The following is a 25,311-nucleotide window of genomic DNA, read 5'->3' as shown; positions in this document are numbered from 1 at the left end:
AGTTTACACTTTCCACTCTGACCACTAATGGTGTACCAGTTTCCCGTTTTCCAAAAAGAGAACCCGATCACATAGCGGCAAAATCCGCTCATCATGCGTAACCATGACTGCACTCTTGCCCTGCTCCTTCACGAGCCGTGCAATCATGCTCACAATATCCAGTCCACGTTCCGCATCCAGACTGGCTGTCGGTTCATCCGCCAGCAGGACGGCCGGATCATTCATCAAGGCTCTGGCAATGGCAACCCGCTGGCGTTCTCCGCCAGAAAGCTTCTCGGAATATGCCTTACGTCGATGCGATAAGCCTACCGTATCCAGCAACTCATCGACCCGCTTCTCTGCCTTGTTTTTGTCCGTTCCAGCGAGCTTGGCGACCACCATCAGTTGTTCTTCCACTTTCAGATACGGAATGAGGTTGGCACTTTGAAAAATAAACCCGAGCTGCTGGAGCCGTACATCGGATATGTCCTGTTTGTTTTTGCCCATAATCGATGCGCCATCCAGCATAACCTGTCCCTCCGTCGGTTCAAGTAGTGCACCTGCGATGGACAGAAATGTACTTTTGCCTGAGCCAGAAGGCCCCATGACCGCGACGAGCTCTCCTTCGGCCACCTTAAGATCCAACTTATCCAATATCGTCCGTTTGACTCCACCATCTTCAAAAGTCTGTGTAATTCCCTGCAATACCAGTCGGTTTCTCATGCTGCTGTCCTCCCAATCGCATCAAGCGCATCAATTTTGGTAACCTTCCACACCGAGAATAGCGAACCCGCCATAGACATCACCACGAATAACACACACGTTAGTGCCAGGGTGGACAAGCCTAATTGAAACGGCATCGAAGCTGGCAAGATCGATTCAAACAGCTGAACCAACAGCACACTGATCACCAGACTGCCGATGGACAGAAGCAATACTTGCAACGAAACACTGCCCGCCAGATATGAATTTCGCGTCCCAATGGCTTTCAAAATACCAAATTGACTCGTTTTCTGAATCGTGATGACGTAGAAGAATACCGCAAGCACAAACGCCGAGATGACAAATAAAAAGGCAATCATCATGAGCAGTGAGCCCTGCTCTTCCTTGTACCCAGGAATAGCGGATACCGCATCTGACTTCGTTATTACTTCTGTATTCGGCAAAGCAGTACTGAGGCTGTCTACCTTCTCACCTGCATCTTTAACGGCAATCGCATTGTATACCGGAGCATTAGAGTTTGCTGTTCCTTGCGAAGTACGAGAACCTTCTTGAATAGCGAGCCATTCCTGCTCGTTCAGAAACACAACCGGTGAGTGACTGAAGGACTCTTTTTCCACAAATCCACCCACGGTCCACTTCGTTCCCGAGGCTTGATCGACCAGTTCCGTTCCAATCCTCACGCCAGATTCAGACAGCTTTTGATCCACTACAACCTGCCCGTCTTTCAGATCCGTGATTGGAGAGCCTTCCGTTACGGTTGGAGCCAGCCAGCCTTCCGGGTTCACCATGAATAGCGTTACATCAATCTTCTTTGTGTCGCCAGCTGGACTGACTGTTGTCATTTTCACACCCAGCGGTTCAGCATTCTCTTGCCCCACAACGGAGCGTGTCTGCTCCAGCTGGTCCTGATTCACCTGGGAGCGGGTAAACCGATGATTCGAATCCTGTTCCAGAACAAAATGGGTTGCTGCCATATTTTTGATGGATGCCGCGTTATCATACGCAAGCCCCTGTGCCAGACCTGTGACAAACAAAACCAGAAATGATACAAGCACCATAATTGTAGCAATTAATGCATATCGCCCTTTGGCAAACCTCATCTCTCTAATAGCCAAGTACATATTCTCTGACCTCCTCTTGATAACCCAAGTATAGGAGGCGAAAATGAACGGCAAATGAATAACAGATTACATCTGCGGGAGCGTCACGGTAAAGACCGTTCCTTCTGACGAACTGGAGACCTCAATCGTGCCGTCATGGATGCGGATAATTTTCTGCACAATGGCAAGCCCAAGCCCGGTTCGGCCGGAAGAACGTTCTCTCGCACGGTCTACTCGGTAGAAACGATCAAACAGGAAAGGCAAATGCTCTGCCGCAATCCCATCTCCTGTATCCCGAATATAGATTACGCACTGGGCATTGGTCTCTTCTGCACGAATCTCGATGCTTCTCCCCTGTGGAAGATGATTCACGGCATTACCCAGCAGATTCATCCATACTTGCATGAGCAGCACTTCATTGCCATATAACTGGATGGATTCGGGTACCGAGATCCTTAGCAACAGTTCTTTTTCTTCCAACTGCCATTGCAGCACCTGAACCGATTGGCGGAATTGATCTCGTAGAGAAAATCTCACTTTGGTCAAATCCTCATGACCTTGTTCCAGAGAGGACAACAGCAGCAATTGTTTACTGAGCAATGAGAGATGGCGGCTCTCCTCTTCAATAATGGAAGCATAGTGCTCCCGTTCTTGTTCAGGCAGATCTCGATCCGCTACCAGTTGGGCAAAACCCTGAATCGAGGTCAGCGGTGATTGAATCTCATGAGATACGTTCGATACAAACTGCTGACGGGCCTGATCCACCCGCTCCAATTCACGACTCATGGTCATGAAATGCTGGGCCAGCTGTCCAATTTCATCACGCCTAGTCGTGGACAATTTCAGATTATAGTTTCCTTGGGCAATGCGCTTGGTCGCCTCGGACAGACGTTCAATCGGATTCACCAGATAGCGGGTACTGATTATAAAGAGCAGAATACTAATGCCCACCGTAAACGCTCCAATCAACGCAAAAAAGATACGCAGCTCACCGAACTGCAAAATAACATCAGGGCGCATAAACAACGCATAACTTGCATTGCCCATCTGTAGATGAACACCAACGGTATTGCTCAATTGATTATCGAAGAAACCCGTAATGAAAGGTTTGCTGGGAAACTCGGCAACGCCGTGGTATATCTCACCACCTAATACCCGATCTACAGCCTGCTTGTCCAGATCTTTCTGGCGGAATTCGCGGCCATAGAATTGGTCATTCCCTTTTCCATCCGTCACATAAATTTCGTAACCGAGCGCTGCGGCATTGTCCAGGTAATGCTCTACCGTAGCGGGTTCCTGCTCCACAAACTGCTTCATTTGCGTCGCGATGCCAACTAACTTCTCGTCATTGAAAGACTTCAGCTTCGCATGATAATAAATATTCGATAAAAGAAAACCCAGCATGGCACTCACCAGAATCACAGCGATTGTAATCATAAACACGCGAAAGTACAGTGATCTCAATGCGCTTTCACCTCAATCTTATAACCAATCCCCCGTACCGTCTGAATGACAAAATCATCCCCATAATCGGCAAAACGATCACGCAGCCGCTTGATATGTACATCCACGGTGCGGTCATCGCCTTCATAATCCGCTCCCCAGACCAACCGAATTAGTTCATCACGCGAGAATAATCGCCCCGGAAACTGAGCAAGTTGAGAGAGTAGCTCGAACTCCTTCATTGGCAAAAAGAGAATCGATTGCCCATCGGAGACCTCGACATTATTCCGGTCAATCACGATGCGATTCATACGAATGATATCACTGGACGTACGATGGTACCGACGAAATAATGCTTTAACCCGGTAGACCAGTTCCTCGGGTTCAAATGGCTTCGTCACATATTCATCTGTGCCTCTCAAGTACCCATCCCGCTTGTCGGATAGTTGATCCCGTGCTGTCAGCAGCATAATCGGAATGTCATAATGTTGCCGAATAAAATCACATAACTCCAGCCCGTCCATACCTGGCATCATCACATCCAAAATCGCCAGATCGATTGGCGTTGCTTGCATAACCTTAACCGCTTCCACTCCATCCTGTGCTTCATGTACCCGATACCCTTCCTTGGTCATGACATGCCGGAGGAGTGCTCTAATATTGGCGTCGTCGTCCGCCAGAAGCAGATTCTTCATATTGTTGTCCGCCCCTTTTCTGTAAGTTGAAATAATATAGGTTCCGCGACATTGATCCTGCACAGATGGTAGCACAAAAGCAACGTAAATCGCCAGCGAACAAGTAAGAGAGCCCTGCGGGCATGTTTATATTTTCTCAAATCTGGTTGACACTATTATTAGGCGCACCTATAATAAAACCATAACATATGAATGGTTGCTCATATATTTATTTATATGCACTTTATCATTTCCGAAGATCACTTGTAGTCACAAAAGAAATCAATTACATAACGGAGCACGGCTCCAAAGGAGAGGATCTCATATGTCCGGACATCATCACAACCACGACCATGGACAAAATCATGGTAGTACCAATAACAAGAAAGTACTGTTATTTTCCTTCATTATTATTACCGTTTATATGATTGTTGAAGCCGTTGGCGGATTCATCACCAACAGCTTGGCCCTCATCTCCGATGCAGGTCATATGTTGTCTGATTCCATAGCTTTGGGGATTGCCTTGCTGGCGTTCACCTTTGGCGAAAAAGCGGTGAATACAGGCAAAACGTACGGGTACAGACGCTTTGAGATTTTGGCAGCCACGTTAAATGGGGTCACCTTAATCGCCATCTCACTTTACATCTTTTACGAAGCAATTGGTCGCTTCATCAACCCACCAGAAGTCGCAACAGTCGGCATGCTGATCATCAGTATCATCGGCTTGCTCATTAATATCCTGGTGGCATGGATCATGATGCGCGGTAGCGATACGGAGAAAAACTTGAATATGCGCGGAGCATACCTGCATGTCATTAGTGATATGCTCGGATCGGTTGGCGCCATTGCTGCTGCTTTGCTTATGATGTTCTTCGGTTGGGGCTGGGCCGATCCACTCGCAAGTGTCATTGTAGCTGTACTGGTTCTACGCAGTGGATTCTTTGTCACCAAATCATCCTTGCATATCTTGATGGAGGGAACGCCAGCGAATGTGGATGTAAATGACCTTGTTCAGACCATCAAACAAGTCGATGGCGTCAAAGGCGTGCACGACGTGCATGTCTGGTCCATTACCAGCAACCTGAATGCACTGACCGCTCATATCGTGGTGGATGGAACGATGGATGTCTATGCATCCGAGATCCTGGTTCAGAAGATTGAACATATGCTGGAGCATAAAGAAATCAAGCATGTGACCTTGCAAGTCGAATCTGAAAAACATCTTCACGACACCTCGGTTTTATGCACTGTCAAAGGTGACGCACCGGATGCTCATGGGCATCATCATCATTGAGATTAATAGTTTTAAATAGAAACAGGACTTATTCCCGTTAGAGGAATAGTCCTGTTTTTCATTTTGCACGTAACTTTAATTCCATTCAGGCGTTCTGTAATACAAATGGCATTATCAAATTAATTTGTTGTACACCGTAATTTACTTAATATAATGAGGAGGTTATATCTACCATGGGGAAATTCCAAAAGTTCATGTCAGTGATTCTTGTACTGATAACGCTGCTCCTATTTCTTAACTACCTGGAGCTAAGAGAAAACAATAGACTACAAAACATCATCATAGATGGTATATATAATTAGCTTATCCATTTAAGTGGATAGCCTGGATATGTTCTCGATCAAAATCAATAATCATAATGTGACCTTGTAACACATTGTCTCCGCAGGCTATCGTTGCTCCGTAGTCCTCTTTACTATTAAATGTGATATCTACTTGATAAACTTCAATTTCATTAAACCAATCCTTATGTACTTGTTCACGAAGTTCATTCTCATAATAATTTCGAAATACGGCCTCACACTCCGTAAACCAATGCAGATATGACTCTACTACATCAGCAATTGCATCTAACTGAATAGTCGTCGATATATAGAGTCGGACATCATTTAAATCCTCATCCTTTATGGATTGCTTAAATATTTGGACTGTATTTTTCAAAACATAACATTTGTACCTCTCATCACTCTCTTCCACGAGCTCAATAAAATCACTTCGCACCTTAACCCTCCTTCCATAAAACGACCTGCATGATGCAAGGTATTGCTTCTTGAATAGGCACCTATACTATACTTTCTCGTCAATAATATATTTATTATCGCCTTGTTTATTGTTATTTTGTTTTTTAATTTCAGTTCTCAAATAGTGTACTTCTTTTATTAGATCCTCAAGTCTTTTCGATGTTTTTGAAGAATCTATCGCATAACGTATAACTGCAGCAACGATAAGAAACACAATAAAACATAGGATCAACGCTATAAAAGCTCCAAAGAGTTCCATCCTGATTCACAACTCCTTACTTATATTAAACTGTAATTGATTAACTGTTATGTTTACATGCATATAACGTATTGTCAAACCAAGTGCGAGGGAATTACTCTGGAGGATTTGTGAATACCACTATATAGAAAGAGGTAATCATCATGACAAATATAGCATTTTTCCCGATTCTTCTGCTCTTCCTTCTTCTCACAGCCTGCGCTTCAGAAGTTCCTACTGAAAATCATGACACTGAGGTTATCCCAAGAAATGAGGCTATGCCCATGATTGCAAATGTTGAGACTAACTTTCCCGAAAAAGAAGGTTGGATTATAATTCCTACAGATAGCACAGAGTTAAATGTCACAGTAGAGGCGACCAACGCGGAAACACTTCTTTTCTGGGCCGTTCCAACAGGAACTGAGACTTGGGGAGAACGAGAACTTATTGGGTATGATACTAACGAGGACGATGGGTGGAAGATAACGTGGGATATTGCGGGTAAGTCTGTGCATCACCACATGACTATTCAAGCATTGGGAAGTGATGGTAACACCATTACCGATGAAACGATAAAGATTACGAATGAGTAAGGTTGATTTAAATCCTTTAATTAAGGGAGATATTATTAATAATGGAGGCCTCCCCCGATAACTATTATCTTAGGTGGGCCTCCATTATGGTATGTAGTTGTCTCTGAACTACTTAATTTTAGAGAACAGCTTCTCTTTCTTTTGTTCAAACTCAAACTCAGTAATGATATTTTTTTCTCTCAACTCACCTAGCTGCAAAAGTTGTTCATGGACATTTACAGGTTGTTTTTTCCTCCGAGAAGATACAACCAAAGCAATAATTGAGAAGGGTATGGCGTACAGCATGCTTAAAAGTCCCAAGATTGCTGCGCTATCGGGATCTTCTGGCACTAGCCCGAATATCATTAAAAACGTTAATGTAAATAACACAATACCAATGATCGACAATGCTTTCAATTATAGTTCCTCCTAAACATCGACCTCGTCCCAATTCATAATGACATATGCAAGTTGAATTAAAAGCATAACCAGATAACTTATATTTACAACATAACAGAATTTAAGATTTTTGGCTTTATTCATGTACTCTTCTTTACTAATATTTCCAGTATCCAATCCGGATTTAAGTTTCTTATTCGATATCAATAATAAATACAACTCAATAAGCCCAAACAATCCCCATACTAAAGTGAAAAACAATGACACGGCATTGGCAACCGACAAAAGCATAAGGGAACCTTCATCCAATCCCCTTCCATAATGAAAAATAAGATTTATGGCCAAAGTCATAATAATTAATCCTAAACCAATGAAACTTAAATACGGTGTAAACCTGGAGCTTCTCACGCCCACTCCTCCTTCCAGGTAATTCTTAGCTGAATATTTTGTTATTTAAAGCCAACACTCTCTTTCAAACGGCTAAACATCGTTTTACTTCTTTCTGGAATTCCCCACTGAAGTTCCAACAAAATGGGAGGATAATAGATGGGATTGATCCATGAGTAGCTCCCATCCAATTGAAGGTTCCCTAACCAAATTTGCTTTTCCTTATCTGCCTTGATCGCCCACTCACCGGAGTACACCATATGGCCTTTATTTTTACGAGCGAACTTCTTGGCTTTATCAAAATCAAACACTTCTAGCAAGGAGCTATCAATTTCCTGACCCATCCGCTCATGCTTTTCTTCTTTGGCTTTCCAGGAAAACTCCGAATCCCAGATCTCCACCAATTGATAACCCACGATGGATTGACTTAATATTTCTTGCAAAAAATCTGAAACATATATGTAAGATAACTCTCTATCCTCGCTTGGTAGTTTAATTCTGAATATGTGTTGTCCTTGTAAAGCTTTTTGAACTAAAACAAGTGAATACTCATCAAACTGAGGAACGTCGTCATAATAAGTCCTTACTTTAGAGTTTTCCGGGTCTATACAATCGATAACACACAGCACGTGTAAAATATAGTATTCCTCTTCAGTGGCCGTTGAAAGTGGCAAGAACTCGATATGTTCAATGTGATTCTGTTCCAATAGTTCTTTCACTTTCCTACTAATGACAAGCGCCCCCGTGTATCTGTTTAAAATATCGGCTGGTTTGCCCACATCATTAAATTCTACGTTAGGTGCAGACCATTCCTGAATAATCGGCTTATCACTGCCTAAAGCCTCATAAACTTGATCTAATTCCTCCAAATCGCTAAATTCAATCGTATTATTCGGTGGATAGTAATCTAACAACCATGCTTTCATTCATTTCACTCCTGCTTATAAGATGCGTACTATTGCTAAACAAACCAAAAATGATAAAACTCTTCCGAAAACCAAAACCATATGATTCCTAATATCATCATGATGCAGCCTAATGCTTTTAATATCACTTCTATCAATTTTGGAATATCTCTGTTTGGAGGGTTGTCCTCAAATTCCCAATTTGGTTTGATTCCCCTATATCTCATCAGAACAAAGCATTTATATAAAATATTAGGAAAGAAATAAAATACAATCCCCAAGACAAACACCGGAATGGATAAATAACCAAATGTGCTGGTCGTCCACTCAATATCAATACCATTTGGTTTCTTCCCATATAGATTCATAGAATTATTTAAAATGCGCCCTTTCCTCTTGGTTAGAACTAAAAATATAATCTGGATACTTGTTTGCAATAGGTGGAAGCTCATTCTCGGGGAAAAATTGCAGATCCATTATCTCTTCATTATCGGATGCCAGTTGTCCAGACTTGATACTGCATTCAAATACGATCGTTAAATATTCAACTTGGTGACAATTACTGTATGTAAACCGCTGCTCTTCACCACCATAAATCCCTATCACTTTCTCCGGTTCTATGATAAGTCCTGTCTCTTCCCATGCTTCTCTTATCATCGCTTGAGCAGGTGTCTCACCGAGCTCGATTGCCCCAGCAATTAAGCCCCAGTTGGTTTCATTATGTTTACGACCGAACAAGATCTCTCCTTGTTCATTTCGGATAACCCCAGCCACACCTGGCATAAAAATCAACTCGTTTCCGATCTTTTCCCTAAGGTTTTTATAATAATCAGACATGCCCATAATTGAATACCTTCCTATCACCTTATTATTAAAGTTCGATGCCATTCGGCTTACCTCACTCCGGTCCTCTAATGATCCATTGCACTGCATCTAAAATCTGTTCTGCGACATAATCAGGTTCTGTCTCTGACCATCTGTCTCTAAATTTTGTTAATGAGGATTCTCCCCAACCTGTCTTCACCATGATCTTTGTCGCTCCTACTGCATGGGCAGCAAGCATGTCGGTATCCCCCACGTCACCAATAACTACGCATTTTGATAAATCCAGATCGTGTTGCTCTGAAGCATGTAACAACATAGCAGGTTTCGGCTTTCTGCAGTTGCATTCTTGTTCATGTGGACATATATAGGACTGATCAAATCCATATTCACGAAATTGTTCTTCAAAATCTTGAACAGTTACTTCTCCACGAGAAATTCTGTATTGATTTGTAAAAGCAAAGACCTTAATTCCGCTTGTTTTTAAAAGCATGATTGCTTCCTTCGCATTCGGATATAATTCAAAATCTCTAGGATGAATAAAGTGACCTGTCCCACCGATTGTTCCATCTCTATCCATAAAAACAGCTTGTACATCCAAATTTGATTTGGTCATGGTCTGTCCCTTTCCAAGAGAATTTTACATTGTTAAGCTACACTATGTTTTTTGTTCTCTTACTTATGGTTACTCCTTTTTCTTATTTTAGTTCCTAAAGAAACCTCCTAAATTTTTTCAATTTTACTGTAACATTATTTGACTTGACCCGTTGTCTAAAGAGAAGGAGGAGGAAACTTGAAATGAGGAGTGATTTATATGCCGAACTATTCAAGCAGTACCAATCCTCCCTGCATCTCTATCTATACCGTATGTGTGGATCTCAGGAGACAGCTGAGGAGTTAGTTCAAGAAACCTTTTACAGAGCCATGGTATCCATGAAAGCAGAGCATGCAAGTTACGCCAGAGCCTGGCTATACAAAGTAGCTCGGCATTTATTTATTGATTGGTATCGTAAATATCGTGGAGAAATTCAAATGAATCGAGAGATGGAGCAACAAGCGACAGAAAATACATATCGTTCCCCTGAGGAAGTGCTCACAGCTCGTGAACGTACCCTTCGTATTCAACAAGTGATGAAGAAACTTCCCGAACAGTATAGGACCATTTTGGTGCTACGAGAAATGAACGAGTTATCTTATAAAGAACTTTGCGAGATTCTGGATATGAACATGAACAAGGTTAAGGTCACTCTTTTTCGCGCCAGAGAACGATTCAAAGCAGAGATGCTTCAAATGAAAGGAGACGTTTGAGAATGTCTAAAACACCACATGATGAGGAACGTGTATTTCAGGAAGAGGATTTTGAGTATCAGCGTCCTGAATGGGGTCATAAGCAGTTTAAACGAATGGTTTGGAAAACGAGATGGAAGTTTTTCCTAAATGCAGGAGGAGCTCTTTTTCTAGTATTTATGGTATATCACATCTATGTATCGTCACTCCATATCTATTTTGATCAATCAGCGGTACGTAACAATTTCATGCGGTCCATTATATCTGTTGTTGAAATGCATGGTGACGGACTTCGTGTAGAAAAAAAAATAAATGTTCAACCTTTTGAAGTAACCCCGTTTTTAACTCAAAAAGCTAATTTGAAAATATATCGACACGTAGGTTCATGGGAGGTAATCACAGGTGAAATTCAAGCTGAACTCAGTATAACCGGTAAATTCACCTATACGATTACTAATACAGGAGCGTATATGAATGGCAATAACCCAGGCCCTTTCTATCTCCCTTATTCACTAGTGGGTGGTAAATCTGATCATAATGATTCTGAGGAAAGTAGTAGCCTTAAGCGGCTAGGTAAAATTGATGATGGACATGTCGCAGAGATGTCATTATCCTTGAAAAATCTAGCGTCTCCCGACCAACTGATGCAGCTTCTCTCAGATTACGATGTTGCAGTGACCGCCATGCCGATCTATTCAGGCGAATTCACCGAGCCTGGTGTTTCCTATTCACGCGCAGGAATGTTTGACTATAATATTCCTCATCTTAGCCTTAAGCCTCTTTATGAATTCAATGACAATGGTGCAAGATGGTTTAATTACTTTGTATCTGACGATGCAGGACAGATGAAAGAACAGGTTCAAGCCATGATGTCTGATCTAGAATGGATGTCAAACCATATTGAGTACAGTGGTGCTGAACTGGATAAACAACGTCTTGCCTATTTAAAAAAGAATGGCGTTCAAGTATATGGCGCGGTTGTTACTGGTCCCGTACGAGAGTTAGAGAAACTTACAAAGGTCCCGGAATTCCAACATTTCCATTTGAATCGAGTAGAGATATGGAATTGGGATTAAAATAACTTATCCAGTATCGACATTACGTTTCATATAAAAAAAGAGATGATACCTGTTTAATCAGTGGTATTATCTCTTTTTTCTGATTTCTTTTACCATAAAATCACCTTGTGTAACGTTATTGTTGCGAGAAGCTTTAGTTTCTCTACCGCCGCCTCTGTCTCACTCTTCCTCTACAATAATGTCAGCACAGCGAACAATCAGTTCAGGCATATTTTCTCCATAAAATAAAACATGAAGTTCATATCCGTTATCATTCCGGTACAATTCCTGATACAGCCAGTAACTGCCTACAATCTCTCCTTCTTGCTTGATAATTTCGGGTGCAATCAGCGTAAGTTTATTCATATTAGTGAAGCCTCCACTGGTATCAAAACGAATGACAACTTCCTCTCCCGTTAGCAGTTCCGTCACTGTACAATCATGAAATTGAACCCGGCTACGAAGTTCATCTGAAATATCCTGCGCTAAAATGGCCTCCCTGTATTCTTTCGATACGCGGTCCATCTCTCTCGTATTTTCCGCACTCTGTTTCTTTAACTGAAGCAATATTTCTCTTGTGCAATACCCAAGCGTAAACAAACGGATATCTGCAATTTGCTCAACGATGTTTTGGGGTAAACGCTCTTTCTGGCTTTGGACACTCCATTCCATCATTTCTTTATACTCTTCTTTGCATTTTTTCTCGTCAAAAGGTGGGCGGACATCATACTCCGCAATAAGCTTCTCAATATGCGCTCTTTGTTCTGGCGGCATATGATAAATCATCTTATCCTCTTCAGCTACCGCTTCCTCACTAAAAAACTGGTCAGCACGTACAAGAACCGTACCATCATGCTTCAGCATAGAACGAGGATCGATGTTATATATCTCACGTTCCACATTTACATGCGCTTTTTCTTTTCTTTTGTACAGCCTCAGAAAAAGAGCTTCGTCCAGTTCGTTAGCTCCCCTATGTATCCTCATCCCAAAATGAAGTCCAGTACGCTGACACGTCTCATACCATTCTTTTGTTCGGAATTTCATGAGTGTCTCCTATCTCGACGAATCCTTCTAGATGCTCTAACCAACGTAGAAGACTACATTAATGTTTGAAAGAACTTCTGTTTCACTTGTTTTTTATTATGTTCTGCCCATTCATTTAAGTGCTTTAAACCCTCTATCTCTTGGCTACTATCAAAGTAAAAACATAAATCCATAGGAACTAATCGCCGACCATGAAGTTTGAAACCAATCCGCTTGTAATTCATATAGATGCAGTCAATTTGAGATGCTTCATATTTCTGGTTTTTCGTAGATATCACATAATCGCTTCCCAGAGTAATGCTTGGTTTGGTGAAAAATAAACGTTTGATAAGGATGATGATATAGATGAAAGTATAGATCATCAAAAATATTATTATGAACCTGGAAATACCGCCTTGACTAACGGAATAATTCCTGAAAAAAAAACATTCAAGAATCAGCATAACGATTAAATTCCACTTGGCCCGTGGATATGTAGTCTTATATTTGATAAGCTATCCCTCCCAAATCACTTATTGATATCTTAAATTCGTGGCGCTATGCCTTCTGATTGTAAAACTTCTAACTTGGCTGAAGGGATGCTTTCTTGCAAATCTCCATTCATCACATCCATTGCCTCCCATTCGACGAACACAACAAAGTTTTCCGTAAGTCCTGAGTAAGCAGACCAATTCGTCGTTTCATTGAGGTCATACGCGACTTCCTTCCACAAGCTCATGCCTTCCTCCCACCAATCACCGATGCTACGCCAATACATAATAAGAGTTCTAAGCTTCTGAATTAAATCATGATCCATAAGTTCTTGTTGATCGTTCACAGGATGCTCACCTGAACTCCAGATCCTGTAATAATAATCTTCGTCCTCATCTTTTTCTTCTATTTGCTCTTCCCTTACCTCTTGCCAGCCTGGGTGAAAAATAGGTGAATAAACCGTATGAACTTCATCATGTAAGTAAATTGAGAGAAAACAATATGTTTTGTTAGATTGTTTCTTACAAAGATCACCAACAATTTCTTTCAAGGCCAGAATGAGTCCTTTTTTCACAGTTTCCCGGAGCACGAAGACTTCTTCGGATGACATCATCACGTAGATCACACCTTGGGTCCCATCTAACACGCGCAGGAGAGCACCTTGCTCATCATATTCGAAATACGTTCGAAGAAGGTGAACAAAATAATCATTATTTTCGTATTGAGGTTGGTATACTTCCACAAGTCTGTTGCCTTCATAGATATAGTCTTCATACTCTAATTTATTGAATCGAGTAAAATACTCCACTGACCGACAGACTAACCCGTCTTGTATCAGATATTCTTTGACTGAGTCTAATTCGCAATCGACATACGTTCTTGTCGTTATTACACCATCTGCATATGTAACGTAGGTGTAGCCATCAATTAAATCGTCGCAGGCCAAAATTCGTATTCTGCCTTCTTCATCAAACTCATAATATGTATCCGTCTCTTCATCTGAGATATCTCCAGGAATTTCACCTTGGCGCGCATACCAATACGGCGAAATGTCATAACGTTTACTGGTCGTATATTCTCTTCTATCTACCAGTGCTTCTGCTTGTTGTTTGTAGAACTGATAATGTTTTTGTGCATCTTGATTAAGCTTTACATAATATTCTTTGTTAATCATACTACTCACACCTCTCCATTAAAGAATCTACGAATTTCTAATTTTTTATATTACTTTTAATACATTCAACTTCTCACCCCCTTTTTTCTCCGGCTCATTTCAATCACAAATCACCAACATTTGCGATTACGCGATGATCCTTTACTTAACTGGACCAGGTTCGCCTCTTCAACACTCTGGAGAGTCAAACTCCTCCAACACCTTGAACTTATCCCCGTGAACCTTTTCAAGGTGCTCCTCTCCCCAATAGCACAAAAAGTCCAAAGCAGGTTTGAGTCCCCAACCGTAACTCGTTAACTCATATTCCACTTTGGGAGGTACCTCCGAATACACCTTTCGCTGCACGATCTCGTCCTTTTCCAAACCTCTGAGCTGCGTTGTCAGTACTTTCTGCGTGATGTCCGGTATCAACCGACGCAGCTCCGATGTACGTTTTCGCCCTGTCATCAAATGATAAATAATCAAAGGCTTCCACTTCCCGCCCATCACTTCCAAGGCCGCCTCCACGCCGACTTTATATTTCTTTGGAGTGTTCGTTTTTCCATGTTCCGTCAACTTTTATCCCTCCTTCATCAAGCTGTTGCCGAGGTAAAATCATAACCTTCTTATTTCTCTTCGTTTCGTTATTTGAACTCCATTTCGAGGTAGTGATTCAGGGTACTTTGATGTTCCTATGGCACTTCATTCTTCCTATAGAACATCAAAGTGCGTACTTCCAGATGTTTTCATACCTGTTTATAATAGCATCAGCCAGCGATTCATGGCTACAAGACAGCAATGCAGAAAGGTAGTGAAAGATAAGATGAATGTATTAGTCGTTGTGTCGCATTCGAGAAAAGATTCCCTGACCTTCCAGGTTACCGAGCATTTCGTGCAGGGCCTTGCCGAGGCTGGTCACGATTTTGAGATATTGGATTTGCATGGCATTGGCTTCAACCCTGTTCTCCAAGGCATAGATGAACCTGACTTTACCAAGGAACATCAGGTTTTCTCCCCTGAGATAGAAGCGGAGATAGAGCGATTGAAGAAGCACGACGCTGTCGCTTTTGTGTTTCCTCTCTGGTGGTGGCATCTGCCAGCCATGCTGAAAGGGTATGTGGATCGTGTCATGAACAACGGGTTTGCCTACGGCTCGAACAAGCTTCATCATCAGCAGATGTTATGGATTGCTCTTGCGGGCGTGACGGAAGAACAGATGCAGAAGCGAAACTATGATGAATCAATCACGAATCTGCTCAATGTGGGTATTGCCAATTACTGCGGCGTGCCCCAGTCGAGCGTTGAATTTTTATATGAAACGTTTGATGCGCAGCCTGAGCATTATGAGGCACTTCTGAAACAGGCGTATCAGTTGGGACTAAATTATGATAACGCGATCCCGACTCCATAACGGTATTACTCCCCTATATGAGGTCTGAAGTTTTGTTGTAAGTTCGGTGGCTTGAAGCCTTTTTTGTGAAAATAAATCACGTTAACCATCACGCTAATCTCTCGAGTTTAAGAACAACTACCCTTTAAAACACAAATGTAGGGTCGCTCCGAAGAGCGACCCTACATTTGTGTCAATCATTATTTTACTGTCGAAAGAAGAAACTTCACCAGCATGCTAAGATCGATGATGCCATGGTTACTCAGATAGGTTGTATGTGCGTAATCCATCAACTCCAGAGTTATGTTTACGTTCTTAATATCGTTCTTTAAATCTACTGATCCACCAATCCCTCTTCATTAAATATTCAATTTTGATTGGCATAATAATGTATTCTTCCGTTACTTCAATCGGCTCATTGGGACCGTTATAGATTAAATCCATATTCAAGTGAAACGGTTTAATTTTTCTACCTACTTCATCTTCAAATTCTTGAACATAACGTATAAGGTCAGGTATCCCTTCCCAGTAATTCATTGCAGCTTGCCCTCCCGCAGGCATGTACCACCACTGCCTAAAGGATGGCCATAAATGAACCAATACCTCCCTTAATTCATGTTTTTCAACTAACTCAAAGTCGGGCAGTCCTAGCACAAATGATACATGATTATTATTTTTATGTGCCTTTTGGTTAATGCTGCGATCCCAGAACCATTTCCATTGTATTTCAAGTTTTTGATGAAGTTCATCTGATTCTACCATTTGCCGGGATGGCCATAGAATATTCTCATTGATGTCCTCTTTAAGAAGGCCATACGTACTCGCTACATAGATCAAAAAGTTCAATTCAAAATCACTGGATATACAAACAGACCATGAGTTATGGTTTTGAATCATTGACATTTCTCCTTTCACCCAAAATGCATAAATTTAACGTTGATCAAGCGATTTGAGAGATATTCTTTTTCCTATTTTGTTGCACTAATATAGCTCAATTTAAAAATACGATCATACATATATGTGTAAGAATCGTAATACTCAAGCGCCTTTTTTCTCTCTTCGTGGAAAGACTTTAATCTTTCCTTGTCCCCGGTATGAACATAGGCTATTAGCTCAATACTTGCTTTTTTATATGCCTCCAAACTATAAAACGCATCAGATAAATCAGAGTCTTGTACTGGAGTAAATACCTCTGGACGGATCACGACATTAGATTCGGCTTCCTTTATTAACTGTTGTAATCTGGAGATGTCAACTTGCTCTTTCTAATATCACTTTACTAAGAACATCAATTACTTCTTGCTCGATCTTGTTGAATTGGCTTGTAAATTCATGATTGGAAAGGTGCATTTCTATTAAATTTTTGTTGTAAGGAGAATAGTTATTCACTAAATTAAGCTTGGAGTTTTTATACTCTACCGCAAATCTTGCATCACGAAGAACACTGGCCGGGATATAAGCATGATTGTCAATTATTTTGACTTCTGTCCCTGTTCTGGTCTTTAGTTCTTTTCCATTCAAAACTATACTTATCTTCTGTGGTGCACTTGTAGCTGCAAAAGCAAGAGAAGCGCTTATTAACGACAAAACCAAGGTAACGATTATCATCTTCTTCTTCACTTCGTACACACCCTTCGATATGAATAATAAGGATAACTTTTGATCAGCCCCATCGTACCATTTTATTCAAATAAAGGTAATACACTACATACGTGCAATGTCTTTCTCCACGCAAAAAAGAAGCCACCTCCCTGGCCTTCCCCAGTTCAGTGACTCCATTTTACAACCCTATCCTAACCCCTACATTTAACTACTCCTTCACAGCCCCAACTACAATCCCGGTTACAAAGTACCGTTGCAAGAACGGATACACGAGCAGGATTGGCAGCGCGCTGATAAAGATCTGCGAAGCCCGAATCGTCCGTTGGGACAGGTTCTTCACCGCTTCCGGATCAAGCTTCGACATGTCGGCCTGCACGATGATCGTCTGCATGAATGTCGCGAGTGGCAGCTTTTCTGCATCACGGATGTAGATGATCCCGTCAAAGTACGAGTTCCAATGTCCGACCATCATGAAGAGAGAAACGGTTGCAATGACAGGTACGGAGACGGGCAGATAGATTTTGATAAACGTCTGCAAATGCCCTGCCCCATCAATAAATGCAGCTTCCTCCAGATCCTTGGGAACGGTACGGAAGAAATTCAGCAGCAGAATAATGTTGAACACCGCAACCAATCCCGGCAGGATCAAGGCCAGCAATGTATTCATCAGTCCCAGCTTCAGAATCAGGATATACCCCGGAATGAGGCCACCGCTGAACAGCATCGTGATGACAAAATACCACAGATAGATGTTACGTGCACGGAACACCCGCGTCTCCTTGGAGAGCGCGTAGGCTGCAATCGTATTGACGATTAACGCGAGCCCTGTTCCCAGTACCGTCCGCTCCACAGACACCCACAGGGAGGAGAGGAAATTGCTATTGGCGAACGTCTTAGCATACGCCTCCAGTGTAAAACCAATCGGCCAGAACGTCACCAGTCCAGCATTGGCAGGAGCAGATGCGCTCAGTGATACCATGAGTAAGTGATACAAAGGCAGCAAGCAGAGCAGCGAAAGGATGGTCAGTAACACATTGTTGATTATGCTGAATATGCGGTAAGGCATCGTTTTATGATACATGAGTTCGTCATCCTTTCTAGAAAATTCGGTATCCGGCGAATCGGTAAGCCAGTCGGTAGGAGATCACAATCAGGATCAAACTAATGACCGATTTGAATAGATTCACGGCGGTAGCGAAACTGAACTGCCCACTGAGCAGACCTTCTCTATACACAAACGTATCGATAATATCCCCTTGCTGATAAATCAATGGACTATATAAGTTAAAGATCTGGTCAAAGTTGGCGTTGAGTACATTACCCAGTGCCAGGGTGGCGATTACGATCCCAATTGGAATAAGTGCAGGGATAGTAATATACATCGTTTGCTTCCAGCGTCCTGCCCCATCCACTTCAGCCGCTTCATAGAGTGCAGGGTTAATGCCAGACAGTGCCGCAAGGAAGATGATCGTGTTGAATCCAAACTCTTTCCAGACATCACTCGCAATAATCGTGAATCGGAACCAGCTGCCATCCCCCAGGAAGAATATTGGCTTAATGCCGAATACGGAGACAAGGAACTGATTGACAATACCCGTCTGCGCCAGAATATCGATCAGAATGCCTGACAATGTAACCCAAGACAAAAAGTGCGGCAAATATACGAGTGTTTGAATCGTTCTTTTCAGCGCCATCTTCCGTACCTCATTGAGCAATAAGGCGAAGACAAACGGAATAATTAAGTTCATAATGATCTTGGAACAGGCAAAAAACAGCGTATTCCACGTGATTTGCAGGAAATAATCATTTTCCCACATGTATCTGAAATGCTTCAGTCCGACCCATTCCGAATCGAAAAAACCCAGTGCAGGTTTATAGTCTTGAAATGCCATCAAAATCCCGGACATCGGAATGTATGAAAAAATAAAGACCATAATGGCCGCCGGCAACACCATCAAGTGCAGAATCCATGGTTGTTTGTAGCGTTTTTTTGTTTTTCTGTTCGGCTTGCTCCCAATGTCCGCCTGAGGTACCCGGTTAGCTTCCATATTAGCCTCCATAGCGCGCTCCTGTTCCCAAAAAAAGTTTTTGTGTGTAATGGGGATCTCTGCTATAAATAGTATCAGGCATTTCTCAGGTCTGACTATATAACATTGTTAGGCTTGATAGTGTTTTGTTAGGAACATCATCTGAAGAGGTTGTTTACACACGAATTTGAAGGAGACTTTTTATGAATACATGGAAGCGCTTTATATCATTTGGAAGAATGTCCAGATCCCGGTTTAGTCTGTTTGCCAAAATAAACTGTTTAATTGTGGTCCTCTTCATCCCCATTATTATCATGTATACCTACTCGAACAACGTCACTTATGATGTTGTAAGCAAAGAGCTACAGGTCTCCAATACGAAGCAGCTCACGTTTTTATCCAGTCAGATCGATTCACGAATCAATCAGATGATGGATTTCAGTCTTATTCTCTCCAGAGATCCCAATGTCAGAGCATTTAATGGCTTGAACATATGGAATGATCGATATGACAAGATGCAAACCCGATATGTTATTCAGGAAAAACTGATGCTTCAATCGGGTGTTACCGATATATGGCCTACCCGATACGCTGTGCATTCACAGCAGAATCAAGATGTCATTGCCAACTATAATAGAACAACCGGTTATGATGAGGATTATTTGAAAAGAAATATGAGCGGACAATGGACATACGGTGATGGTGCTGAGAACCAAGAGGATATGAAATCCTTCTACTGGTTCTTTACAGATTCCTTGGCCCAGCCGGGCATGTTGACGGGAAGCAATCTGGTGATTGAAGCCAGCTTCAGTTATGAGAACATTCAGAACATGCTGGATACGTATAAGGCAGGTGGGCAAGGTGATCCCTTCTTTTATCACAAAGGAAATTCGCCCATTCTGAACCGCAGTGCCGACAAGCAGCTATCCGAGGAACTCATTCGTTATCTGGATGAACACTCGCCAGAGGATACCACACAGGATGTCGTCAAGCTGAACGGGAAAAAGTATCTGGTTAGCTCGGTGAAATCCTCCTATCTGGATTGGCATTTGGTCGACGTCGTACCACTTTATCAGATTCTACAGCCGATCTCGCTCAGTCGGAACTTGTTCTATCTGTTTATGATTCTGCTGTTTGTGGTGGGCATTTCCGCTTCGATCCTGTTATATCGAAACATTCAATATCCGATCAAAAAGCTGATCCAGGGCTTACGTCGCGTGCAGCGCGGAGATTATTCCGTACGCCTGCATAGCAAGGATCAGAATGAATTCTCGTTTTTGTTCCATCGATTCAATGATATGTCCCATCAGATTCAAGACCTGATCGAGAACGTGTTCCAGGAAAAGATCAGAGCCAAGGAAGCTACGCTGAAACAGCTACAGGCGCAGATCAATCCGCATTTTCTATATAATTGTCTTGGCTATATCATCAACATGGCCCAGATGAAGGACGAGCAAGCCGTCGTCTCCATGGCGCATAACCTCAGTGCCTACTATCGCTATACGACACGAGTGGAGCGGGAGACATCTTCTCTAAAAGAAGAAATCAATCTGCTCGTCAACTATTTGGATATCCAGAAGCTGCGTAATGGACGAATTGAATATCATATCGATATTCCTGAAGATATGCTCGCCCAGTCCGTTCCACGATTAATGCTGCAACCGATTGTGGAGAATTCAGTCATTCATGGCGTGGCGAAGTCGTATTCATCCGGCGAAATTCGAATTACTGGCGAGAGCTCGAACGGGTTCTGCAAAATTTACATCGATGACGACGGACCAGGCTTGAGCCCGGATCAGTTGGAAGCGTTGAATCTGAAAATGCAGCAGCCGCTACAGGAGGAAATGGGCTGTGGCCTATGGAACACGAATCAGCGAATCATGCATCTATTCGGCAATCAATCCTACCTTCTATTCGGCCCATCCCCTCTCGGCGGATTCAGAACCGAAATGATCTGGGAGATCCCGAAAGAGGATACTGATTCCGATAAAGGAAATACCGATAATAATTGATATCGATACTAACGATAATTTGACTATATAATTTTGAACGAACCATTTACACGTGAAACGCAGAGGACAGAAAAAACCTGAAGAAACGAAGTGTTCGGAAGTGCCCGCATTAAAGCCTTTTTTGAAAGAAGGATGAATAGGGGCATAGGCTCCGCCATTATTATAATTCCACCTTTATATAAGGCCTTGTTTAAAATAAATGGTTAGAGTACATGTGAACCAAGCGAAGGATTGAAGGGATTCTGTAGAAACGAAGTGTTCGCCTTTCAAGCACCATTTTAACCTTATAATCATCTAATTCAGAAAATGGGGCTTGAACAGCGATCGAAAGAACCCTTCAAATCCGTAGCGACTTTGTTCAATTCACGTATCCTTTGATTTTAATTATTGGCCTTATATACCAACCACCAAGGGAGACAAACATCATGCAAATGATCATTGTAGACGATGAAGCACACTGGGTAGATAACCTGTCCATGACCAAACCGTGGCATACGCTGGGGATCGAACAGGTGCACAAAGCATACTCGGCGCACGAAGCACTTCAGCTGATTGATACGCACCCTATAGATATTGTAATCTCGGATATTCAGATGCCCGAAATGACAGGGATTGAACTGATCGAACGGATCAGAGTCCGTGACAAAAAAATAAAGTGTATTCTTTTATCCGGACATTCTGAATTCGATTACGCCAAAAAAGCCATCCAGTTCGAAGCCGTCGATTACTTGCTGAAGCCGCCGACGGATGATGAATTAATGGGTGCCGTTCAGAAAGCTATCGATCAATTAAATACCGAATGGGAACTCGTAAGTTCACTGAAACGAACCCAGTTCACCCTTCGAGAGAACCTACCGCATTTGCGGGGTCGACTGCTGCTTGAGGCTTTGCAAGGACATCGAATTGCCTCCAGCGAATGGGCACGAAAACTTGCCAATTACGATCTGCCCTTCCACGCCGGGGATTGCGCGTTAATGCTTGTACGTATGGAAGAAGAATTCGGGCAATATGACAACAACGACCAAACCTTGCTTGAATATGCGGTCATCAATATGGCGGAAGAGATTATGGGTGAGTTTATGGAAGTGTGGGGCGTGAAGGAGGAGCATGGATATCTGGTGTTTCTGCTTCAACTGAAAGTGAACAACACCGACATTGGCAAAGAAACCATACTGGAGAAACTTTCGGTACAGCTTCAGTCTAAAGTTAAGCAGTTTCTGAAAGGGTCCCTCTCCATCGTCATTACCGAATGGTTCGCGTTTCCCGATCAGCTATATGATCGTTTTCGGCAGGCCTCCGCTTATTTCCGGCAAATCGTCGGAGACGAACGTGAATTCGTGATGCGGGTCAGCGACGTGGAGACTCCGTCGGCACAAGGCCCGCTGGATGTCCTGTATACCCCACCCACTTTCATTCATCTGTTAGAGAGTGGTCAATGGGATGCGGCAGAAGAAAAAATACTAGCCGTCTGTGCGGAGCTGGATGAGAAATGGTCGGAATCGTGGGAGCATTGTATGGAGGCTGGTTTTCTAATTACGGCTTCGTTCACGAATCTCGCACACCGTAACAAGCTGACTTTGGCTAATTTAATGGGTGACGATATCGAGTGGTTGCAGAGCGGAGAAGCTTTTACTACCATCAGTAAACTGCGCAAATGGTCGCTTAGTGTACTCAGCAAACTCAAGGAAGGCACGTCCAACGAGATCAAGGACATCCGTTCCGAGTATGTGAAGAAGATTCAGGATTTTACAGATAAAAACCTGCATTTGGATGTATCTTTGCGAGTTCTGGCCGACCATGTTAATCTGCATCCGACCCATTTGTCCAAGATCTATAAGATCGAAACGGGTGAAGGCATCAGTGATTATATCTCGCGCCTGCGCATGGATCGGGCTTGTCACAAGCTCGTTACGACCACCAAAAAAGTATATGAAATCAGCATGGAGATTGGATATATGGACCCGGCTTATTTTATCAAAGTGTTCAAGCGTCAATTCGGCGTCACGCCGCAAGAGTACCGAGACCAACATTAATTTGCATAAGAGAGTCCTATCAAAACTAACAAACTCATATAGATGCCCTCCCACCCAAATTGGTACAGTTACACTTGTAAAGATCATACATCGTAGGGGGATTGAACAATGATCAAATTTAAAACATGGTGGTCACTGCTCATGGTTATCGCGCTCATCACGATCACTGCGTGCGGCAGTGGCGATACAGCCAGTGACAATGGTACCAAAGATGATACACCGGCGACCGTCGGTTCAGCTGAAGCAGAAGCTGCTTTTGCCAAAGGTAAATACGACCCACCCATCGAATTCAGTTCGGTATTGATGCCGAAGAAATACGTGCAAGGGGATACCAAAGAAAATAACGTTCACGATCGCTGGATGCTGGAAACGCTGGGTATGAAGCATAAAGATACCTGGTATCCGGCCAATGACGATCAATACAGACAAAAGCTTCAACTGGCTATCGCCTCTGGCGAGAAGTTGCCTGATTTCGTATCCGTACCGACCAATGCGGTATTGACCAATCAGTTGATCGACTCCGGTCAATTCATCGCGATTGATGAACTGTTCGACAAGTACGCGAGTCAGACCCTGAAAGATCACGCAGCAGCACATCCTGAACTGTGGTATCCGTTCACTAAGGACGGCAAGAAATACAACATGCCGATCATGGAATATACGGATAACGACGATACACTGCTCTGGCTCCGCGAGGACTGGATGGAGAAGCTGAACCTGGAAGCTCCGAAAACCATTGCAGACCTTGAGAACATCATGGACAAATTCAAAAACGAGAACCCGGACGGTCTGTCTCCAGACAAAGTATTCCCGCTGGCGATCTCGCTGAAAAATAACACCAACACCTGGATGGGTCAACTCGACTGGTTGTTCGGTGCATATGGCACAATCGAGGAGCAATGGAACAAAGACGCAAACGGCAATCTGGAGTACGGCTCCGTTAACCCGGGTGCGAAACAAGCACTTGCCAAGCTGGCTGAATGGATGAACAAAGGTTATATCCATACCGACTCCGCCCTGTGGGATGAAGGTAAATCCGCTGAGAGCTGGACCGCTGGCAAAGCGGGCATTCTGCCTGGCGCAAACTGGGTACCCGACTGGCCGGCACCTGACCTGCTGAAGAACGTACCTGGATCAAAATATAAAGCTTACCCTGTTCCGGCTGGCCCAGACGGCAAGATCGGTACGAAGTGGCAGAATTCTGGTGTCAACGCAAGTATCATGATTAACAAGGATGCGAAGCATCCAGAAGCCATCTTCCTGTACTACAACTACCTGCTCGATAACCTGGCTAACCCGGCTGCGGGAAGTGAGTATGAATACGGTTTCGCCAAAGGTTACGACTGGGATATCATTGACGGAAAACCGACCAGTGACAAAGAGAAGATCAAAGACTTCTCCAACGAATTCCCGTTCCTGACCGGCCCGGCTCGTATTCCGGATCTGTACATGAAAACACTCGTGAAGCTGGCCAACGGCGAGAAGCCTGAAACACCGTACGAGAAACAAATGGCCGAATTCCGTAAACCGGAAAACTGGTATGCAGGTAAAGTCGTTATGTCCCAGATCGACATTCGTAAACAAAACTACTTTACCGGTGCTGCAACACCAACCATGGTATCCAAATGGAACCTGCTCCGCCAGTCCGAGATGGAAACCTTCAACAAAATCATCTACGGCCAACTGCCGGTTGATGCCTTTGACCAATTCGTCGCCAACTGGAAATCCAACGGCGGAGATCAGATCACGCAAGAAGTGAATGATTGGTTCAAGTCAGTAAGTGCGAAGTAAGATTTGGATTTTGGAAAAGTAAATCGTTAAAAAACCAGCCGAAGCTGAATGAACTGCACCCCATTTGTTAGACACGACTAACAATGGAGGTGCAGTTTTTTTGCCTAAATTCAGTTTAGATGAGAAATTGAAAGCCATTCATAGATATCAGAATGGTACTGAAGGAG

General features: G+C 42.9%; 28 protein-coding genes. 8 read left to right on the top strand and 20 right to left on the bottom strand.

Features of this window, described 5'->3' with window-relative positions; genetic code table 11:
• Positions 1-24 precede the first annotated feature (24 nt).
• The 4 genes from BLS14_RS23570 to BLS14_RS23555 form a co-directional block, all read right to left on the bottom strand.
• Positions 25-702 (bottom strand): ABC transporter ATP-binding protein, encoded by a 678-nt coding sequence (locus tag BLS14_RS23570; protein WP_090954250.1) that lies wholly within the window; start codon positions 700-702, stop codon positions 25-27.
• Positions 699-1,823: an ABC transporter permease gene (locus BLS14_RS23565; RefSeq protein WP_090954249.1), complete on the bottom strand. Its 1,125-nt coding sequence runs from the start codon at positions 1,821-1,823 to the stop codon at positions 699-701. Before BLS14_RS23565 ends, BLS14_RS23570 begins: the two co-directional genes overlap by 4 nt.
• A gap of 66 nt (positions 1,824-1,889) precedes the next feature.
• Positions 1,890-3,239 carry a sensor histidine kinase gene (locus BLS14_RS23560; protein WP_256336648.1) on the bottom strand — a complete coding sequence of 450 codons (1,350 nt, stop codon included), beginning with the start codon at positions 3,237-3,239 and terminating at the stop codon, positions 1,890-1,892.
• A gap of 23 nt (positions 3,240-3,262) precedes the next feature.
• Positions 3,263-3,940 (bottom strand): response regulator transcription factor, encoded by a 678-nt coding sequence (locus BLS14_RS23555; protein ID WP_063564057.1) that lies wholly within the window; start codon positions 3,938-3,940, stop codon positions 3,263-3,265.
• 304 nt (positions 3,941-4,244) lie between these two features.
• On the opposite strand from BLS14_RS23555, the gene BLS14_RS23550 reads away from it, so the two are divergent.
• Positions 4,245-5,213, top strand: a complete 969-nt coding sequence (locus BLS14_RS23550; protein WP_090954247.1) for a cation diffusion facilitator family transporter — start codon at positions 4,245-4,247, stop codon at positions 5,211-5,213.
• 303 nt (positions 5,214-5,516) lie between these two features.
• On the opposite strand, the gene BLS14_RS23545 is transcribed toward BLS14_RS23550, so the two are convergent.
• A complete protein-coding gene (locus BLS14_RS23545) occupies positions 5,517-5,933 on the bottom strand; it encodes a hypothetical protein (protein ID WP_256336647.1) in 417 nt (138 codons plus the stop codon).
• 66 nt (positions 5,934-5,999) lie between these two features.
• Positions 6,000-6,212, bottom strand: a complete 213-nt coding sequence (locus BLS14_RS23540) for a hypothetical protein (protein WP_063564054.1) — start codon at positions 6,210-6,212, stop codon at positions 6,000-6,002.
• A gap of 143 nt (positions 6,213-6,355) precedes the next feature.
• Between BLS14_RS23540 and BLS14_RS23535 the strand changes: the two genes are divergently transcribed.
• Positions 6,356-6,784 carry a hypothetical protein gene (locus tag BLS14_RS23535; protein ID WP_090954245.1) on the top strand — a complete coding sequence of 143 codons (429 nt, stop codon included), beginning with the start codon at positions 6,356-6,358 and terminating at the stop codon, positions 6,782-6,784.
• 108 nt (positions 6,785-6,892) lie between these two features.
• Here the strand turns inward: BLS14_RS23535 and BLS14_RS23530 are convergent, their stop codons facing one another.
• The 6 genes from BLS14_RS23530 to BLS14_RS23505 are packed head-to-tail and all read right to left on the bottom strand — an operon-like array spanning position 6,893 to position 9,892.
• Positions 6,893-7,180 carry an SHOCT domain-containing protein gene (locus tag BLS14_RS23530; RefSeq protein ID WP_090808409.1) on the bottom strand — a complete coding sequence of 96 codons (288 nt, stop codon included), beginning with the start codon at positions 7,178-7,180 and terminating at the stop codon, positions 6,893-6,895.
• Between the two features lie 12 nt (positions 7,181-7,192).
• Entirely contained in the window at positions 7,193-7,570 is a 378-nt protein-coding gene (locus tag BLS14_RS23525; RefSeq protein ID WP_090808407.1) for a hypothetical protein, read from the bottom strand.
• Positions 7,571-7,611: 41 nt separating this feature from the next.
• Positions 7,612-8,475, bottom strand: a complete 864-nt coding sequence (locus tag BLS14_RS23520) for an imm11 family protein (RefSeq protein ID WP_090954243.1) — start codon at positions 8,473-8,475, stop codon at positions 7,612-7,614.
• Positions 8,476-8,510: 35 nt separating this feature from the next.
• Positions 8,511-8,822 carry a hypothetical protein gene (locus BLS14_RS32740; RefSeq protein ID WP_090954241.1) on the bottom strand — a complete coding sequence of 104 codons (312 nt, stop codon included), beginning with the start codon at positions 8,820-8,822 and terminating at the stop codon, positions 8,511-8,513.
• A gap of 4 nt (positions 8,823-8,826) precedes the next feature.
• A complete protein-coding gene (locus tag BLS14_RS23510; protein ID WP_371121662.1) occupies positions 8,827-9,342 on the bottom strand; it encodes an NUDIX domain-containing protein in 516 nt (171 codons plus the stop codon).
• A gap of 10 nt (positions 9,343-9,352) precedes the next feature.
• A complete protein-coding gene (locus BLS14_RS23505) occupies positions 9,353-9,892 on the bottom strand; it encodes an HAD-IIIA family hydrolase (protein ID WP_090954237.1) in 540 nt (179 codons plus the stop codon).
• A 182-nt stretch (positions 9,893-10,074) separates the two neighbouring features.
• Here BLS14_RS23505 and BLS14_RS23500 point away from each other — a divergent pair, with 182 nt between their 5' ends.
• A complete protein-coding gene (locus BLS14_RS23500; protein WP_079696400.1) occupies positions 10,075-10,584 on the top strand; it encodes an RNA polymerase sigma factor in 510 nt (169 codons plus the stop codon).
• A 2-nt stretch (positions 10,585-10,586) separates the two neighbouring features.
• Positions 10,587-11,639 (top strand): anti sigma factor C-terminal domain-containing protein, encoded by a 1,053-nt coding sequence (locus BLS14_RS23495; RefSeq protein WP_090954236.1) that lies wholly within the window; start codon positions 10,587-10,589, stop codon positions 11,637-11,639.
• A gap of 162 nt (positions 11,640-11,801) precedes the next feature.
• On the opposite strand, the gene BLS14_RS23490 is transcribed toward BLS14_RS23495, so the two are convergent.
• The 3 genes from BLS14_RS23490 to BLS14_RS23475 form a co-directional block, all read right to left on the bottom strand.
• A complete protein-coding gene (locus BLS14_RS23490; RefSeq protein WP_090954234.1) occupies positions 11,802-12,665 on the bottom strand; it encodes a DUF4085 family protein in 864 nt (287 codons plus the stop codon).
• A 523-nt stretch (positions 12,666-13,188) separates the two neighbouring features.
• A complete protein-coding gene (locus BLS14_RS23480) occupies positions 13,189-14,310 on the bottom strand; it encodes a hypothetical protein (protein ID WP_090954231.1) in 1,122 nt (373 codons plus the stop codon).
• Positions 14,311-14,478: 168 nt separating this feature from the next.
• Positions 14,479-14,796, bottom strand: a complete 318-nt coding sequence (locus BLS14_RS23475) for a winged helix-turn-helix transcriptional regulator (protein WP_176854745.1) — start codon at positions 14,794-14,796, stop codon at positions 14,479-14,481.
• 316 nt (positions 14,797-15,112) lie between these two features.
• On the opposite strand from BLS14_RS23475, the gene BLS14_RS23470 reads away from it, so the two are divergent.
• A complete protein-coding gene (locus tag BLS14_RS23470; protein ID WP_090954227.1) occupies positions 15,113-15,700 on the top strand; it encodes an NAD(P)H oxidoreductase in 588 nt (195 codons plus the stop codon).
• Positions 15,701-15,994: 294 nt separating this feature from the next.
• On the opposite strand, the gene BLS14_RS23465 is transcribed toward BLS14_RS23470, so the two are convergent.
• From BLS14_RS23465 to BLS14_RS23445, 5 genes are all read right to left on the bottom strand, one after another.
• The gene (locus BLS14_RS23465; protein ID WP_090954225.1) at positions 15,995-16,576 is read right to left on the bottom strand and encodes a hypothetical protein; all 582 of its coding nucleotides are present in this window, start codon (positions 16,574-16,576) and stop codon (positions 15,995-15,997) included.
• Positions 16,577-16,647: 71 nt separating this feature from the next.
• Positions 16,648-16,884, bottom strand: a complete 237-nt coding sequence (locus BLS14_RS23460; protein WP_090954223.1) for a hypothetical protein — start codon at positions 16,882-16,884, stop codon at positions 16,648-16,650.
• 46 nt (positions 16,885-16,930) lie between these two features.
• Complete coding sequence (locus BLS14_RS23455; protein WP_176854723.1) at positions 16,931-17,287, bottom strand: hypothetical protein; 357 nt, start codon at positions 17,285-17,287, stop codon at positions 16,931-16,933.
• A 202-nt stretch (positions 17,288-17,489) separates the two neighbouring features.
• On the bottom strand, positions 17,490-18,362 hold the full coding sequence (locus BLS14_RS23450; RefSeq protein ID WP_064639786.1) for a carbohydrate ABC transporter permease: 873 nt from the start codon (positions 18,360-18,362) through the stop codon (positions 17,490-17,492).
• Positions 18,363-18,378: 16 nt separating this feature from the next.
• Entirely contained in the window at positions 18,379-19,329 is a 951-nt protein-coding gene (locus BLS14_RS23445) for an ABC transporter permease (RefSeq protein WP_053780273.1), read from the bottom strand.
• A 182-nt stretch (positions 19,330-19,511) separates the two neighbouring features.
• Between BLS14_RS23445 and BLS14_RS23440 the strand changes: the two genes are divergently transcribed.
• The 3 genes from BLS14_RS23440 to BLS14_RS23430 all read left to right on the top strand — a co-directional run bounded on the left by BLS14_RS23440 (position 19,512) and on the right by BLS14_RS23430 (position 25,144).
• Positions 19,512-21,320 carry a sensor histidine kinase gene (locus BLS14_RS23440; RefSeq protein ID WP_090954219.1) on the top strand — a complete coding sequence of 603 codons (1,809 nt, stop codon included), beginning with the start codon at positions 19,512-19,514 and terminating at the stop codon, positions 21,318-21,320.
• A gap of 425 nt (positions 21,321-21,745) precedes the next feature.
• Positions 21,746-23,353 (top strand): response regulator transcription factor, encoded by a 1,608-nt coding sequence (locus tag BLS14_RS23435; RefSeq protein WP_090954217.1) that lies wholly within the window; start codon positions 21,746-21,748, stop codon positions 23,351-23,353.
• Positions 23,354-23,461: 108 nt separating this feature from the next.
• Positions 23,462-25,144 carry a type 2 periplasmic-binding domain-containing protein gene (locus BLS14_RS23430; protein ID WP_090954215.1) on the top strand — a complete coding sequence of 561 codons (1,683 nt, stop codon included), beginning with the start codon at positions 23,462-23,464 and terminating at the stop codon, positions 25,142-25,144.
• Positions 25,145-25,311 lie beyond the last annotated feature (167 nt).

It is taken from the genome of Paenibacillus sp. OK060, from assembly GCF_900101205.1.
GTDB lineage: Bacteria > Bacillota > Bacilli > Paenibacillales > Paenibacillaceae > Paenibacillus > Paenibacillus marchantiae.
This window is presented reverse-complemented; position numbering and strand designations above follow the sequence as displayed.